This window comes from Gordonia heveisoli (genome assembly GCF_030315745.1).
Lineage (GTDB): Bacteria > Actinomycetota > Actinomycetes > Mycobacteriales > Mycobacteriaceae > Gordonia.
In genome coordinates, this window is sequence record NZ_JASXSH010000002.1 from 208,046 (window position 1) to 223,227 (window position 15,182).

The window sequence follows — 15,182 nt, forward strand, 5'->3', positions numbered from 1 at the left end:
GTCAGCGCGGATCGGCGTCCCCGGAAGCCTCATGGCTGCCAGTGGTCAGCGGATCGCGACGCACATCCTCGACGACCTTGCTGTCGTGTCCGTGGCCCGGACCGACGTGGGCCTCGGCACGCATCCGCTCGATCATGTGCGGATAGTGCAGCTCGAAGGCCGGACGCTCGGAACGGATCCGAGGCAGCTCGGTGAAGTTGTGACGCGGCGGCGGGCAGCTCGTCGCCCACTCCAGGGAGTTACCGAAGCCCCACGGATCATCGACGGTGACGACCTCGCCATAGCGGTAGCTACGGAAGACGTTCCAGAGGAACGGCAGGGTCGACAGGCCCAGGATGAAGGCGCCGACAGTCGAGACCATGTTCAGCGTGGTGAAACCGTCCGACGGCAGGTAGTCGGCGTAGCGACGCGGCATGCCCTCGTTACCCAGCCAGTGCTGCACCAGGAAGGTGGTGTGGAAGCCGATGAAGGTCAGCCAGAAGTGCACCTTGCCGAGACGCTCGTCGAGCATGCGCCCGGTCATCTTCGGGAACCAGAAGTAGATGCCGGCGTAGGTGGCGAACACGATGGTGCCGAAGAGCACGTAGTGGAAGTGTGCGACCACGAAATAGCTGTCGGAAAGGTGGAAGTCCAGCGGCGGCGAGGCCAGCAGGACACCGGTCAGACCACCGAAGAGGAAGGTGACGATGAAGCCGACGGAGAACAGCATCGGCGTCTCGAACGTCATATTCCCCTTCCACATCGTTCCCACCCAGTTGAAGAATTTCACGCCGGTTGGTACCGCGATGAGGAATGTCATGAAGGAGAAGAACGGCAGCAGGACCGCACCGGTGACGTACATGTGGTGCGCCCACACCGCGACCGACAGTGCGGCGATGGCGAGAGTCGCGTAGACCAGGCCGGAGTAACCGAAGATCGGCTTACGGGCGAAGACCGGGAAGACCTCGGACACGATGCCGAAGAACGGCAGGGCGATGACGTACACCTCGGGGTGTCCGAAGAACCAGAACAGGTGCTGCCACAGGATCACGCCACCGTTGGCCGCGTCGTAGAGGTGGGCGCCGAACTGGCGGTCGACCTCCAGGCCCAGCAGGGCGGCGGTCAGCAGCGGGAAGATCATCAGGATCAGCACCGAGGTCACCAGGATGTTCCAGGTGAAGATCGGCATGCGGAACATCGTCATACCCGGGCAGCGCAGGCAGACCACGGTGGTGACCATGTTGACCGCACCCAGGATGGTGCCCAGACCCGACACACCCAGACCCATGATCCACAGGTCGGCTCCGACGCCCGGCGAGTGCACGGCGTCGGTCAGCGGGGTGTAGGCGGTCCAGCCGAAGTCGGCCGCACCACCCGGGGTCAGGAAGCCGCCGATGGCCACCGTCGAACCGAACACGAACAGCCAGAAGCCGAGCGCGTTGAGTCGCGGGAAGGCGACGTCGGGTGAACCGATCTGCAGCGGCAGCACGAAGTTCGCGAAGCCGATGACGATCGGCGTCGCGTACATGAGCAGCATGACCGTGCCGTGCATGGTGAACAGCTGGTTGAACTGCTCAGTCGACAGGAACTGCATACCCGGGTGGGCGAGCTCTCCGCGCATCAGCAGGGCCATCAGGCCGCCGATCAGGAAGAAGGCAAAGCAAGCAGTGATGTACATCATGCCGATCAACTTGTGATCGGTCGTGGTGATCAGCTTGTAGAAGAACGAACCCTTGGGCTGATAGCGCTCCGGAAACGGACGCACTGGAGCCACTTGCGTGGTGGGTTGGTCTACCGCGGTCACAGATCCTCCTCTGGCCCGACCTCTAAAGGGAGTACCCGCGACGGTCTCCCAGGTCGGCACATGAACAAACCGAGCGCTGGTAAGTGATCCTAAACCCTTCCGGGCGCCCCGTCCGACCCGGTCCTACGATCTGTCGTAATTGATTGATGCAACCATCCGTTCGGCCAGGTCAGCGCACCTCCAACACGGTGACACCTATGCCGTGGGCGCTGCTCGTGTCGCCGTCGCGCGCACCGTGCACCGACGCGGGCGGCGTCCGTGGGATCGGACTCTGCCCCGATGCTAGGTTGGGCGGGTGCAGCGCAGCGGAGCAAAGGCCCGTCTCGTGCGCGGACTGACCCTGTCGATATGCGCCTCGCTGGCCCTTTTCAGCGCGGGCTGCGCCTCCGACGACGTTCTGCGCACCCCCGACGGTTCACCGATCTCGACCTCGACCACCCGGATCGCAGAGGTCAACCTGGTCGCGCCCGAACGGGACTATGCGCAGACCTGCCGACCGGCCACCACCCCGGATGAGGGCCGGCCCGACGTCGGCCGCATCGTGGTCACCGATCCGGCGTTGCTCGACGCCGTCTGCGCGTTGGGTCTCGGTCCCAAGGTGGTCGCGGTGACTGCCGCCCCGGGCAGCGTCGCCGCCTACCTCGGCCCGCAACTGACCTCGGTGCCGGCCGTGGGCGCCACGCCCGACCCGGCGGCCGTGCAGCGCGCCGACGCCGACATCGTGCTGACCACACCGGCCACCGCAGCGTCGGCCGCAGCCTTCACCGGCGTCGAGACGGTCACCATCAAGCCGGGCACGTGGCAGGACCAGTTCCAGGCGGTCGCCGATGCGCTCGGCCGCAACCGGGCCGGCACCGCCCGGTTGCGTGAGTTCACCAACCGGTCCGCCGCACTCGGCCGTTGGTCCGATGCCGCCCACACCTGGGTGTCCCTGGTCCGCTTCACTCCCGCCGACACCGTCATCGCGGGTAACGACACCTTCGCCGCGGGCGTCCTCGCGATGATCGGGGCGCAGCGTCCGGCGCCGCAGCGGGTCCAGAAGTCCTTCGTCGTCACCGACCAGAACTTCGCCGACGTCGACGGCGACCTGATCTATGTCAGCTTCGTCGGCAAGGACGGCCAGGCGCATGGCGAGGACGTCCTGCTCAGCGACCGCTGGCTCGATCTCGGTGCGCCGACCTGGAAGCGCGTCCTCGCGGTGGATGACGACGTCTGGTATCACGGCCAGGGTCTGGCCGCGGCATGGCTCGTCTTCGACGATGTGAAGGCATCGCTGCGCGACGGTTCGTCGCAGGGGTCCTGAGTCCCGCGTCGTCCCGGCAGGTGCTGGCGGCCGGCGGCGAGATCGCGCCACGATGAGTGCAACCCTCGCCTGATCGAGATGTCAGCAGCAGCCTGGACGTATGACTGTCACCGACGAATATCTCGCCAACAACGTCGACTACGCGAAGACTTTCTCCGGTCCCCTGCCGTTGCCGCCCAGTCGTCACGTGGCGGTACTCGCCTGTATGGACGCACGTCTGGACGTGTACCGCATCCTCGGTCTCGCCGATGGTGAGGCACATGTCATCCGCAATGCGGGCGGCGTGGTCACCGACGATGAGATCCGCTCCCTCGCGATCAGCCAGCGCCTGCTCGGCACCACCGAGATCATCCTGATCCACCACACCGACTGCGGGATGCTGACCTTCACCGACGACGATTTCAAACGCGGCATCCAGACCGAGATCGGTCAGAAGCCTGCGTGGGCGGCCGAGTCGTTCACCGACTTGGACGACGATGTGCGCCAATCACTGACCCGTATCCGGAGTTCCCCGTTCATCACGAAGACGAGTTCGTTGCGCGGCTTCGTCTTCGACGTCGCGACCGGCCTGCTGCGCGAGGTGGATGCCTGACCGCGCCACACCACCGCTCCGGCACAACCGATTCGTCGCCGGACGGTCTCAGGGCCAGCCGGGCGCGGTGACGACCGTGCCGTCGGCGGCCGCGGCCACCAGCTGCGCATGGTCTCGTTCGGTCTGATCGGCATAGGCATTGGCGAAGCTCAATACCGACTCATCGACGAGCGCCGACGACCCGATGTAGGCATTGATCATCCGGGCGTCCCCACTGCGGGCGTGGGCGCGAGCCAGCACATGCCCGCAGGCGGCCGCGAACTCGGCCAGGCGCCCCGCGATGGTCTCTCCCTTCGGAATCACCTTGCCGTCGCGGAACTGTCGGACATAGAAGTCGGTGGCACCGATCCGCGTCCAGCCGACGAACATGTCGGTGGCCGATTGGATCAACCGCTGCCCGTTGACCACTCGCGCGCCGTGGTTGACGTACCGGCTGCGCCCGAGGAACTCCTCGTAGACCGACGGACCGGCCTGCTTGACCTGTAGGAACAGTGGGTCACCGGTGGCCTGTTCCTCCAGCAACAGCAGGAACACGCGCATCCCGACGCTCCCCACGCCGACGACCTGCTGGACGGCGTCGACGAGGTCGAAGTGCCGCAGCAGCACCGAGATGTGGTCGGCGACACTGGCGTTGTAATCGTCGATGACCTGCGCCAGCACCGGCGCGTGGTCGGCGAGCGCATGCACCCGGTAGGGCGGCTTCTCGATGATCCGTCGACGGCCGTCGACGAGCTGGGTCAACTTCTTCGACGCCCCGCGGCTGCTCCGCTTACGCGCCTGCTTCTCCAGGATCTGGTCAAGTGCCTGCTCGTCGTTCTCCGAGACCAGGTAGGCGACCAGGTGAGAAACGTCGATGATCTCCGACCACACGTCCAGTTCGGGCCAGCCCGCATAGGTCGTCATCCAGGTCCGATAGCCCTGGCATCCCGCGCGCACCGCGTCGTCGGCGACCTCGGGTGTCACCCCGTTCTCGCGCGCGAGAACGACCAGACTCGCAGCGAAACGCAGCAGGTCCCATTCGAACGGACCGGGCAGCGTCTCGTCGAAGTCGCGCAGGTCGAAGGCCAGCACACGTTCCGGGGTGTTCCACAGACCGAAGTTGAGCACATGCGCGTCTCCGCACAATTGCACGTCGATCCCGGTGTTGGGCCGCGACGCCAGGTCGGCGGCCATCACCGCGGCCGCTCCCCGGTAGTAGGTCCACGGGGAGGCCGCCATCCGGCCCAGCCGGATGGGCACCAGGCGGGGATCTCGATGCTCGTTCTGCGCCAGGATGGTGGCCAGCGGATCGTGTCCGCGGGTGTCCGGGTCCCATTCGCCGAGTCGACTGCGTTTGACCACCCGGCGCGCGGCCCGGCCACGGTCGACGGGACTGATCGGCGGCTGACGTTTCGCGTCCGGCATCCCCGTATTGTCCACCACCGCGCGCGCCGAAACCCCCTCATTGCCGTCCCGCGCCATCGACCGGCGTCGGCGTCGGTGTCACGACCTATGGTTGACGACATGGCACCGACGATCCCCGGGGAGGCATAGCGGCGTGATTCCCGCAACCGACCCGGCCGTCGCACCGGTGACCGACGTCCATCTGTTGTGGCGTTCCGGCATCGGCATGTCGGTGTGGGTGGACACCACCGTGCCCGAACCGTCGATCGCACCGGAGCTGGGCGAACTGCTGGCGGGCCGGCGTTTTCGCCGCACCATCGCCGTCGTCGACGCCGGGCGGCACCGGCGGTTCGTGCCGGCCGCCACGCTCGGTGTCGGTTCCGCGGTCACCCTTCTCGACGCGACCCGGTCGCTGCCGGTCGCCGGCGACGTGCGGTTCTACCGTTACCTGCTCGACGGTGTACGCCGGTTCATCGCCGCCGCATCGGTGACCCCGGCGGTCGCCGACATCGCCGGTGAGTGGGTCGTGCGCTGGCAGGCCGTCCCGACGCCGTCGTGGCGGGCGTGGACTGCGGTGGTCGCCGACTCCGCGCCGCGCGTCCTTCTCGACAACGGTGGCGGTGCGGCCATCGACGATCTACTCGCCGAGCTCGTCGACCACGAAACCCGTTCGCGGATAGCAGCATCCACGTCTCGCCTGGGGGTGCCCGCCGCCTGCGCGCCGGTGGTCGGCGCACTCCTGCCGGGCGCCGAGGCGACCGCACCGTGCGCGCCCGAACGGTTGTCGGCGGCGGCCCAGACCTGGCAGCGCTGGAGTTCCAGTCCGCGCGCCACCGACCACACTCTCGTGTTCCGTCTGCATGAATTCGAGGCCGCGGACGACGCGGACGACCTCATCGCCGACGACGACCCATGGGCCTCCGCGTGGGACGATCCGGAGCCGGATGATGGCGTGGGCGCCGCAGGCGCCGCGCGCTGGCGATTGCAGGTGTGCCGCCGCACCGCGGGCGGACACCTCGAACCGGTACAGCCGCATCGGCTCAACAGTCACGAACTCGACGAGATCACCACCGAATTGGCGGCCGCGGTGCGGGCTTTCGGCGCTTTGGGCGCGGCCGACCCGGACCGCAACTCCCTCGACTTCCTGCTGCCGACCGACCTTGCCGAGATCCTCTTCGCCACCGGCGCCACCGCGCTCGGCGAGGCAGGCTTCCCGGTCCTGTTGCCGCGCACCATCGCCGAGGTCCGCCCCACCCTGGGGATTCGCGCGGTGCCGGTACCCGGCGGCGGCGCACCGGCCGCGATGGTCGGCTTGCGGGAGATGCGCGAGTTCGAGTGGCGGCTGGCGCTCGGCGACACCTCCGACGCGATCACCCTCACCGATGCCGATCTCGACGAGATCGCCAGGCAGAAGGGCGATCTCGTGCGAGTTCGGGGCGTCTGGGTCCGGGCCGACCAGGCCGCGCTGTCGCGTGCGGCCGCCTTCGTGCTGACCCAGCGCGCCACCGCAGGCGCACCCGCCGACTTCGGCGAACTGTTCGGTCTCATCACCGGTCATGCCACCGACGTCCCGGTCCCGGTGACCAGGGTCGAGGGGCTGTCCTGGCTCGACGACATCGCCACCACCGGTCGGGTACTGCCACCGGAACTGCCGCAGCCGCCGGGACTTCGGGCGCAGTTGCGCCCCTACCAGCAGCGCGGCCTGGAGTGGCTGGCCCAGCTCGCAACCCTGGGTATCGGGGGTGTGCTGGCCGACGACATGGGTCTGGGCAAGACGATCCAGATCATCGCCCTCGAATGTCACGAACGTGCTGCGGGTGCCCGGCCGCCGACGCTGATCGTCTGCCCGATGTCGGTCGTCGGCAACTGGGCCGCCGAACTCCACCGGTTCGCCCCCGACTTGTCGGTGATGATCCACCACGGTCCGGATCGGCTCGCGGGAAAGGACTTCGACGATCGTCGGGCGGCGGCTGATGTGGTGCTGACGACGTTCGCGATCGTCAGTCGCGACCAGCAGCGCCTCGGTGACGCTACGTGGCATCGCATCGTCGTCGACGAGGCTCAGCATCTGAAGAATGTGAACACCATCGCCGCCAAGTCGGTGCGGTCACTACCCTCGGCGCACCGGATCGCGCTGACCGGCACGCCGGTCGAGAACCGGCTCGAAGATCTACGCGCCACCATCGACCTGGTCAACCCGGGACTGCTGGGGTCGGCCTCGGTATTCCGCAACCGCTACGCCGAACCCATTGAGCGCGAACGCGATCCGGCAGCACTACGCAGATTGACCGCAATGACGGCGCCATTCATCCTTCGTCGGGAGAAGACCGATCCGACGATCGCGGCCGACCTGCCCGAGAAGTCCGACATCACCGTGCGGGCCAATCTGACCGTCGAGCAGGCCGCCCTCTATCGAGCGGTCATCGACGAGCTGATGGTCGCATTACGCGACAAACAGCAGCGCGCTCTTCGGCGCCGCAACGTGTTGGCAGCACTGACCCGACTGAAACAGATCTGCAATCATCCGGCGCACTATCTCGCCGACGGTACCGGCATGCTGCACGCCGACGAACACCGTTCCGGCAAGGTCGAGTTGCTGGCCGACACGCTGACCACCCTGATCGCCGAGAATGACCGCGCGCTGGTGTTCACCCAGTTCGCCGCGTTCGGCGAACTGTTGTCCGGGTGGCTCTCTCCCCTGCTCGGCACGTCGGTACCGCTGCTGCATGGTGGCTTGTCCCGACGCGACCGCGACCGCCTGGTCGCCGACTTCCAGGCCGGTGACGGTCCGCCGGTATTGCTGGCCACCCTCAAGGCAGGCGGCACGGGGCTGAATCTGACGGCCGCCAATCATGTTGTGCACGTGGATCGCTGGTGGAATCCGGCGGTCGAGGACCAGGCCACCGACCGTGCCTACCGGATCGGGCAGCACCAGCAGGTCACCGTGCACCGCTTCATCTGCGTCGGAACCATCGAGGAACGCATCGACGACATGATCACCCGCAAACGCGAACTGTCCCGGCTGACGGTCGCGGCCGGCGAGAACTGGGTCGCCGACCTCGACGACACGCAGTTGCATGAACTCCTGGCCCTGCGCGACGAGGCGGTCAGCGAATGAGTCGCGGCACGGTGCCGGTACGCGGGTATGCCCTGACCCGATGGGGCCGGGCCTTCGTCGACGTCGTCGAGGGCCGGACCGATGGCAACTCCCCGACCGTCGCCGACAGCCGTCATATCACCAAGGCGCGCAGATATTTTCGCGATCGCCACGTCCGGCGGCTGAGCCTGGGGCCAGGCCGGGTGTCGGCGTCGGTGGACGGCAGCCAGCTCGATCCGTTCGACGTCATCCTGACGATGCGCGTCGTGGACGCAGGCACGGTCACCCAGTTGCTGCGTGCGCAGGGGGCGGTCGACGATCTGATGTCGCTGACTCGTGGCGAACAGCCGGCGACGCTCGGCTCGCTCATCCTGCCGACCGAGACCGCCGACATCGCCTCGGACTGCACCTGCCCCGACGGCGCGGTGCGCTGCATTCACGCACTCGCCGTCGCCTACGAGGTGGCGGCCGAGATCGACCGTTCCCCGTTGACGTTGCTGAGCGTGATGGGCACCGACCTGAAGTCGCTACTCGACGCAGCCGGCGACCGCACCCCGCGCCCCACCACCGAAGCAGACGCCGACGACGGCCAGACCCCGGTCACCGACGACTTCTTCGGCGGCGCAATGATTCTGCCGCCACTGCCGACGCCGAGCCGGATGAATCCGCTCACCGACCTGGACGGCACCGCTCTGCGCGCAGCGCTGCGCGCCACCGGTGTCACCCCGGCAGATATGGCCGAGACCATCGACGAACTCGGCGACCTGTACGACCGGCTCGTCGAGGTGCCGACAGATGTGTAGCCTCTGGCCGCGGAATCCGCGGCCAGAGGCTACACATCGGTGAGCCTGGTGGGGTGGCTAGAAGTCCCAGTCCTCGTCTTCGGTGTTGACGGCCTTGCCGATGACGTAGGAGCTGCCCGAGCCGGAGAAGAAGTCGTGGTTCTCGTCGGCGTTCGGCGACAGCGCCGACAGGATAGCCGGGTTCACGTCGGTCTCGTCCTTGGGGAACATCGCTTCGTAGCCGAGGTTCATCAGCGCCTTGTTGGCGTTGTACCGCAGGAACTTCTTGACGTCCTCGGTGAGGCCGACCTCGTCGTAGAGCGCCTCGGTGTAGTCGGACTCGTTGTCGTAGAGCTCGAAGAGTAGCTCGAAGGTGTAGTCCTTGAGCTCCTGACGACGTTCCGGCGACTCCACCTCGAGTCCACGCTGATACTTGTAGCCGATGTAATAGCCGTGCACAGCCTCGTCACGGATGATCAGCCGGATGAGGTCGGCGGTGTTGGTGAGCTTGGCACGCGAAGACCAGTACATCGGCAGGTAGAAGCCGGAGTAGAACAGGAACGACTCCAGCAGGGTGGACGCGACCTTACGCTTGAGCGGGTCGTCGCCACGGTAGTAGTCCATGACGATCTGCGCCTTGCGCTGCAGCTGTTCGTTCTCCTCCGACCAGCGGAAGGCCTCGTCGATCTCCTTCGTCGAGCAGAGGGTGGAGAAGATCGAACTGTAGCTCTTGGCGTGCACCGACTCCATGAATGCGATGTTGGTGAGCACCGCCTCCTCATGCGGGGTGGTCGCATCCGGGATCAACGAGACCGCACCGACGGTGCCCTGGATGGTGTCCAGCAGCGTCAGGCCGGTGAAGACCCGCATGGTCAGTTGCTTCTCGTATTCGGTGAGGGTGTGCCACGACGGGATGTCGTTGGACACCGGCACCTTCTCGGGCAGCCAGAAGTTGCCGGTGAGGCGATCCCACACCTCGGCGTCCTTCTCATCCGGCACACGGTTCCAGTTGATCGCCGAAACCCGGCTCACCAGCTTGATGGGTGCGCCGTCGGCGGGGCTGTGGCTTTCGGTGGAGGTCATCGGTTATTCCTCGTCTCACAGGTCATTCGAAGTCCGGAAGTCGTGGTGGCGCACAGGCTCACAGCATGCACGACACGCAGCCCTCCACCTCGGTCCCTTCCAGGGCCATCTGGCGCAGGCGGATGTAGTACAGCGTCTTGATGCCCTTGCGCCAGGCGTAGATCTGCGCCTTGTTGACGTCGCGGGTGGTGGCGGTGTCCTTGAAGAACAGCGTCAGACTCAGACCCTGGTCGACGTGCTGGGTGGCAGCCGCGTAGGTGTCGATGATCTTCTCGTAACCGATCTCGTACGCGTCCTGGTAGTACTCCAGGTTGTCGTTGTCCATGTAGGGCGCCGGATAGTAGACGCGGCCGATCTTGCCTTCCTTGCGGATCTCGACCTTCGCGGCGACCGGGTGGATCGAACTCGTCGAGTGGTTGATGTAGGAGATCGACCCGGTCGGCGGCACCGCCTGCAGGTTCTGGTTGTAGATGCCGTCGCGGGCGACGGCGGCCTTCAGTTCCCGCCAGTCGTCCTGGGTCGGGATGTGGATCCCGGCCTGGCCGAACAGATCTCGCACCTTGTCGGTCGCCGGCTCCCACACCTGGTCGGTGTACTTGTCGAAGAACTCACCGCTGGCGTACTTCGACTTCTCGAAGCCTGCGAAGGAGGCACCACGCTCGGCGGCGACCCGGTTGGAGGCGCGGATCGTGTGGTAGAGCACCGTATAGAAGTAGATGTTGGTGAAGTCGATACCCTCGTCGCTGCCGTAGAAGATCCGCTCGCGCGCGAGGTAGCCGTGCAGGTTCATCTGGCCGAGGCCGATGGCGTGTCCCTCGTCGTTGGCCCGTTTGATCGACGGCACCGAATCGATCGCGGTCTGATCGGCGACGGCGGTCAGACCGCGGATCGCCGTCTCGATGGTCTGACCGATATCCGGTGAGTCCATCGTCTTGGCGATGTTGAGCGAGCCGAGGTTGCATGAGATGTCCTTGCCCACATGGGAATAGGACAGGTCGTCGTTGAACGTCGACGGGGTGGAGACCTGCAGGATCTCCGAGCAGAGGTTGGAGTGGGTGATCTTGCCGTCGATCGGGTTGGCCCGATTCACCGTGTCCTCGAACATGATGTAGGGGTAGCCCGACTCGAACTGCAGCTCGGCGAGGGTCTGGAAGAATTCGCGGGCCTTGATCTTGGTCTTACGGATCCGCCGGTCCTCGACCATCTCGTGATACGTGTCGGTCACGTTGATGTCGGCGAACGGCTTGCCGTAGACGCGTTCCACGTCATACGGGCTGAACAGGTACATGTCGTCGTTGTTCTTGGCCAGTTGGAAGGTGATGTCGGGAATCACCACGCCGAGCGACAAGGTCTTGATGCGAATCTTCTCGTCCGCGTTCTCCCGCTTGGTGTCCAGGAAGCGGTAGATGTCGGGATGGTGGGCGTGCAGGTACACCGCGCCCGCACCCTGCCGGGCACCGAGCTGATTGGCGTAGGAGAAGGAGTCCTCGAGGAGCTTCATGATCGGGATGACACCCGAGCTCTGGTTCTCGATCTTCTTGATCGGGGCACCGTGTTCACGGACATTGCTCAGCAGCAGCGCAACACCGCCACCACGCTTGGACAGTTGGAGCGCCGAGTTGATCGACCGGCCGATCGACTCCATGTTGTCCTCGATGCGGAGCAGGAAGCACGACACCGGCTCACCGCGCTGCTTCTTACCCGAGTTGAGGAACGTCGGGGTCGCCGGCTGGAACCGGCCTTCGATGATCTCGTCGACCAGGTTGCGGGCCAGCGCGGTGTCGCCGTCGGCGAGCGTCAGCGCAACCATGCACACCCGGTCCTCGAAACGCTCGAGGTAGCGTTTCCCGTCGAAGGTCTTCAGCGTGTAGCTGGTGTAGTACTTGAACGCCCCGAGGAACGTCGGGAACCGGAACTTCTTGCCGTAGGCATGCCCGAACAGGAGTTTCACGAACTCACGGTCGTATTTGGCGAGCACCTCGGGCTCGTAGTAGTTCTCCTCGACGAGATAGTCGAGCTTCTCGTCGAGGTCGTGGAAGAACACCGTGTTCTGGTTGACGTGCTGCAGGAAGTACTGCCGCGCGGCCTCCCGGTCCTTGTCGAACTGGATCCGCCCATCTCGGTCGTACAGGTTGAGCATCGCATTGAGTGCGTGGAAGTCGAGGTCGCCGGGCTCATGGCCGGACGGCCCCGCATGCACCCCCGACTGACTGGCCGAGGCGGTACGCGAGGTGGCGACGGCGCCGGAACTGGATGCTTGGGCGACGGTAGGCGACACGAAGAGACTCCCTGGGCAGATGGGTGATGAAACTGAGGGTAGGACGGGGGTACGACAATCGGCTGTTGGAACAAACGGGGGATATGGACGATCAGGCCGGCGCGCCGTGCAACCGCAGCATCGCCGGATCGGCGAATTCGGGCCGGGCGGCGAAGTCGGTGAGTCCGGCCCGGACACGCTCGACGTCGTCGGTCGTCCCCATGAGCTCGAACCGGTAGAGGTAGGGCACCTCGCACTTATGCGAGATGATGTCGCCTGCGTGGCAGAACTCGGCACCGAAATTCGTGTTGCCCGCGGCGATCACCCCGCGGATCAACGTTCGGTTGTGTTCGTTGTTCAGGAACCGGATCACCTGCTTGGGCACGAATCCGCCGGGTTTGCCGGTGGCCTTGTGTCCGCCATAGGTCGGGCAGATGAGTACGTACGGCTCATCGACCGAGATAGCAGGATGGGAACCGTCGGTGTGTTCACGATCGGCCGACCGGTCGAGGATCGGAATCCGCACGGCGCGCATACCCAGCTTCTCGACGAAGCGGTGCGTGTTCTCCGACACCGACGAGAAGTAGACGATCAGTGGCTCAGTGACCGGCATGGTCGCCCTCGCCTCCTCAGGTCATCTCGGATGGTTCGCTATCGATCGGGTTTCCATTGGGCGGTATCTGAAACAACTCGGCCCGGTCGGGCGGATCCGGCTTCCCCTTCGGATCAGCCACGTACCGGGCCTTCGCGTAAGCGAGGTGTCAGGCCGCGCTGACCGCGAGCGCCTTGATGCGATCGGGGCGGAAGCCCGACCAGTGTTCGTCACCGACGACCACGACGGGCGCCTGCAGGTAGCCCAGCGCCATCACATAGTCACGCGCCTCGGGATCCTCACTGATGTCGACGACGTCATAGTCCAGCCCCTGCTTGTCGAGGGCCTTGTAGGTCGCATTGCACTGGACGCAAGCCGGCTTGGTGTAGACGGTGATGGCCATGTGGATGTCTCCTCAAGTAGTGGATTCGCCAGTGACGTGTGGTTTCCCAGAGTGAAGATAGTGATCTGAGTCACCGTCTTCGCAGTGGATTGAGAACCGGCCGCAAGGGCCACTCCCATCCGCCTGACTGGTATCCCAAACACTACACCTAGTGGCTGACAATTCTGCCAACCACAATCACTTGTGAATGACATTCATGAAAGTCGCAGGTCGGCGGGTATACACGATCGTGAAGTCGGGCGCGTCCGGCGTGTCGTCCACAACATTTTGTGCAGTACTCCACAGAAGACCCCCGGATCTCCACAGCAACCGGGGCAACCATCCACAGGTGACCCACAATCCGGCCGTTCCTCACCTGGTCACAAATTGGTAACAGTCTGTTTCCCGGCCCTACACCGCGCCCCGACGGATCGCGCCCCACCACGAGACAGCGCCGCCGGGGACTCCCGTGAGGGACGTCCCCGGCGACGCCGAAGAATCAGTGCCCGGCTTTCAGCGGCCGGCAGGCAGCCGTCAGACCGAGACGGCCACCTCGGTCGCGAGACGTGCCACGGCGGCGACGAGCGGCTCGACGATGGCGGCGTCGGCAAGTCCGTTCTCGCCCAGTGCCGAGGTCTGCAGGCCGAAGTCGACCTCCTCGATCACCCGTCCCCCGGCGATGCCGACAGACTTACGGGTGTCCTCCCGCGACCAGGTGCCCGCGTAGCGGCCCAGCGCCGCGCCGATGACGCCGACCGGCTTGCCCTGCAGCGCACCATTCCCATACGGCCGGGACAGCCAGTCGATGGCGTTCTTGAGCGCCGCCGGGATCGTGCCGTTGTACTCCGGGGTGACGACCAGGACTCCGTCGGCGCTACCCACAACGCCGCGCAGCCGTGCCACACCGGCATCGAGATCGACGTCGGGGGCGCTGCCCGGATCCAGGTCCTCACTGTAGAAGGGCAGGTCACCGAGATAGTCGACGACGGTGACATGCACACCCGCCGGTGCGCGATCCGCGGCCAGCTGGGCGAGCTGCCGATTGATCGACGCCTCCCGCAGGCTCCCCACCAGTGCGACCAACTCGACCACGCGTTCTGACATCTCGTTCCTCTCGTTTGGGTACAGTCCGTTTCAACCGGACCCGAGTCCGAATAATTTCGTCCGGCGTCAAACGTTAGGCTCGTCACTGTGTCGAACAGCCCCGACCACTCCCCCGTCCCGCTGCGCCTGTCCGGCGCGGAGACCGAGCGTGCCGACGCCGCCCGCAATCGGCGATTGCTGCTCGCCGCCGCGAAGAACCTCATCGACAACCACGGCGCCGCGGCGGTCACCATGGATGCGGTCGCGCGTGAAGCCGGTGTTGGCAAAGGTACTGTGTTTCGGCGCTTCGGTAGCCGCACCGGGCTGATGTACGCGCTGCTGGACCATTCGGAATCGGAGATGCAGCAGGCTTATCTGTCGGGCCCGGCGCCGCTCGGTCCCGGCGCACCGGCGTTCGAGCGACTACTCGCCTACGGCCGAGCCCGTTTGAAGATGACCGCCGCCCACCTCGACATCCTCCTCGAGGCCGGCGGTGGCGGCGACGATTTCATGAGCCACCCGGTGGGCCGGGCATCGTCGCTGCATGTGCAGATCTTGTTGCGCGAGTTGGGTTTCGGGCCTCACCTCCAAGTGGCCACGATCGCGGTACAGACACCACTGCTGTCGGCGTCCGCCGTCAAACACCTCATCGACGTCGAAGGGTTGGACATCGCCACGATCATCGAGCAGTGGGAGACGATGGTCACCGCGCTGGTCGCCGGGCGCGGCGAATTCTGATCTCGACCCTCCGCCGGTCTTGGCGCCGCCAGGGTTTCACTCGCCGCGCGCACAACTGCGCATCGTCCTAACCTGAAGCCGAGCACACGGACACGTCCGTGTGACCG

12 protein-coding genes are annotated in these 15,182 nt (G+C 65.7%); 5 read left to right on the plus strand and 7 right to left on the minus strand.

What is annotated here, in order from left to right:
- Position 1: 1 nt before the first annotated feature.
- Positions 2-1,783, minus strand: coding sequence for an aa3-type cytochrome oxidase subunit I (gene ctaD / locus QSJ18_RS02660; RefSeq protein ID WP_286324664.1), 1,782 nt, complete (start codon positions 1,781-1,783; stop codon positions 2-4).
- Positions 1,784-2,078: 295 nt separating this feature from the next.
- Between ctaD and QSJ18_RS02665 the strand changes: the two genes are divergently transcribed.
- On the plus strand, positions 2,079-3,086 hold the full coding sequence (locus QSJ18_RS02665) for a TroA family protein (protein WP_462475965.1): 1,008 nt from the start codon (positions 2,079-2,081) through the stop codon (positions 3,084-3,086).
- A 100-nt stretch (positions 3,087-3,186) separates the two neighbouring features.
- A complete protein-coding gene (locus QSJ18_RS02670) occupies positions 3,187-3,678 on the plus strand; it encodes a beta-class carbonic anhydrase (RefSeq protein ID WP_286324665.1) in 492 nt (163 codons plus the stop codon).
- Between the two features lie 48 nt (positions 3,679-3,726).
- Here QSJ18_RS02670 and QSJ18_RS02675 read toward each other — a convergent pair whose 3' ends face one another.
- On the minus strand, positions 3,727-5,082 hold the full coding sequence (locus QSJ18_RS02675; RefSeq protein ID WP_286324666.1) for a DUF2252 domain-containing protein: 1,356 nt from the start codon (positions 5,080-5,082) through the stop codon (positions 3,727-3,729).
- A gap of 205 nt (positions 5,083-5,287) precedes the next feature.
- Between QSJ18_RS02675 and QSJ18_RS02680 the strand changes: the two genes are divergently transcribed.
- Both QSJ18_RS02680 and QSJ18_RS02685 read left to right on the plus strand, forming a co-directional pair.
- The gene (locus QSJ18_RS02680; protein ID WP_286324822.1) at positions 5,288-8,179 is read left to right on the plus strand and encodes a DEAD/DEAH box helicase; all 2,892 of its coding nucleotides are present in this window, start codon (positions 5,288-5,290) and stop codon (positions 8,177-8,179) included.
- Positions 8,176-8,961, plus strand: coding sequence for an SWIM zinc finger family protein (locus QSJ18_RS02685; RefSeq protein ID WP_286324667.1), 786 nt, complete (start codon positions 8,176-8,178; stop codon positions 8,959-8,961). Before QSJ18_RS02680 ends, QSJ18_RS02685 begins: the two co-directional genes overlap by 4 nt.
- 57 nt (positions 8,962-9,018) lie before the next feature.
- Here the strand turns inward: QSJ18_RS02685 and nrdF are convergent, their stop codons facing one another.
- The 5 genes from nrdF to QSJ18_RS02710 all read right to left on the minus strand — a co-directional run bounded on the left by nrdF (position 9,019) and on the right by QSJ18_RS02710 (position 14,358).
- A complete protein-coding gene (gene nrdF, locus QSJ18_RS02690) occupies positions 9,019-10,023 on the minus strand; it encodes a class 1b ribonucleoside-diphosphate reductase subunit beta (protein WP_286324668.1) in 1,005 nt (334 codons plus the stop codon).
- A gap of 58 nt (positions 10,024-10,081) precedes the next feature.
- Positions 10,082-12,163, minus strand: a complete 2,082-nt coding sequence (nrdE, locus tag QSJ18_RS02695; RefSeq protein ID WP_286324823.1) for a class 1b ribonucleoside-diphosphate reductase subunit alpha — start codon at positions 12,161-12,163, stop codon at positions 10,082-10,084.
- Between the two features lie 229 nt (positions 12,164-12,392).
- On the minus strand, positions 12,393-12,893 hold the full coding sequence (nrdI, locus tag QSJ18_RS02700; protein ID WP_286324669.1) for a class Ib ribonucleoside-diphosphate reductase assembly flavoprotein NrdI: 501 nt from the start codon (positions 12,891-12,893) through the stop codon (positions 12,393-12,395).
- A gap of 148 nt (positions 12,894-13,041) precedes the next feature.
- Positions 13,042-13,275 carry a redoxin NrdH gene (locus QSJ18_RS02705; protein ID WP_286324670.1) on the minus strand — a complete coding sequence of 78 codons (234 nt, stop codon included), beginning with the start codon at positions 13,273-13,275 and terminating at the stop codon, positions 13,042-13,044.
- 513 nt (positions 13,276-13,788) lie between these two features.
- The gene (locus tag QSJ18_RS02710; protein WP_286324671.1) at positions 13,789-14,358 is read right to left on the minus strand and encodes an NADPH-dependent FMN reductase; all 570 of its coding nucleotides are present in this window, start codon (positions 14,356-14,358) and stop codon (positions 13,789-13,791) included.
- Between the two features lie 87 nt (positions 14,359-14,445).
- On the opposite strand from QSJ18_RS02710, the gene QSJ18_RS02715 reads away from it, so the two are divergent.
- Complete coding sequence (locus tag QSJ18_RS02715; protein ID WP_286324672.1) at positions 14,446-15,075, plus strand: TetR/AcrR family transcriptional regulator; 630 nt, start codon at positions 14,446-14,448, stop codon at positions 15,073-15,075.
- The last annotated feature ends 107 nt before the right edge of the window (positions 15,076-15,182 follow it).

What these genes read in the sequence shown, in the direction of transcription:
- nrdF (WP_286324668.1), bottom strand. Translation starts at nt 10,023, where the DNA reads ATGACCTCCACCGAAAGCCACAGCCCCGCCGACGGCGCACCCATCAAG.
- nrdE (WP_286324823.1), bottom strand. Translation starts at nt 12,163, where the DNA reads ATGCTCAACCTGTACGACCGAGATGGGCGGATCCAGTTCGACAAGGAC.
- QSJ18_RS02710 (WP_286324671.1), bottom strand. Translation starts at nt 14,358, where the DNA reads ATGTCAGAACGCGTGGTCGAGTTGGTCGCACTGGTGGGGAGCCTGCGG.
- nrdI (WP_286324669.1), bottom strand. Translation starts at nt 12,893, where the DNA reads ATGCCGGTCACTGAGCCACTGATCGTCTACTTCTCGTCGGTGTCGGAG.
- QSJ18_RS02705 (WP_286324670.1), bottom strand. Translation starts at nt 13,275, where the DNA reads ATGGCCATCACCGTCTACACCAAGCCGGCTTGCGTCCAGTGCAATGCG.
- QSJ18_RS02685 (WP_286324667.1), top strand. Translation starts at nt 8,176, where the DNA reads ATGAGTCGCGGCACGGTGCCGGTACGCGGGTATGCCCTGACCCGATGG.
- QSJ18_RS02675 (WP_286324666.1), bottom strand. Translation starts at nt 5,082, where the DNA reads ATGCCGGACGCGAAACGTCAGCCGCCGATCAGTCCCGTCGACCGTGGC.
- QSJ18_RS02680 (WP_286324822.1), top strand. Translation starts at nt 5,288, where the DNA reads ATGTCGGTGTGGGTGGACACCACCGTGCCCGAACCGTCGATCGCACCG.
- QSJ18_RS02670 (WP_286324665.1), top strand. Translation starts at nt 3,187, where the DNA reads ATGACTGTCACCGACGAATATCTCGCCAACAACGTCGACTACGCGAAG.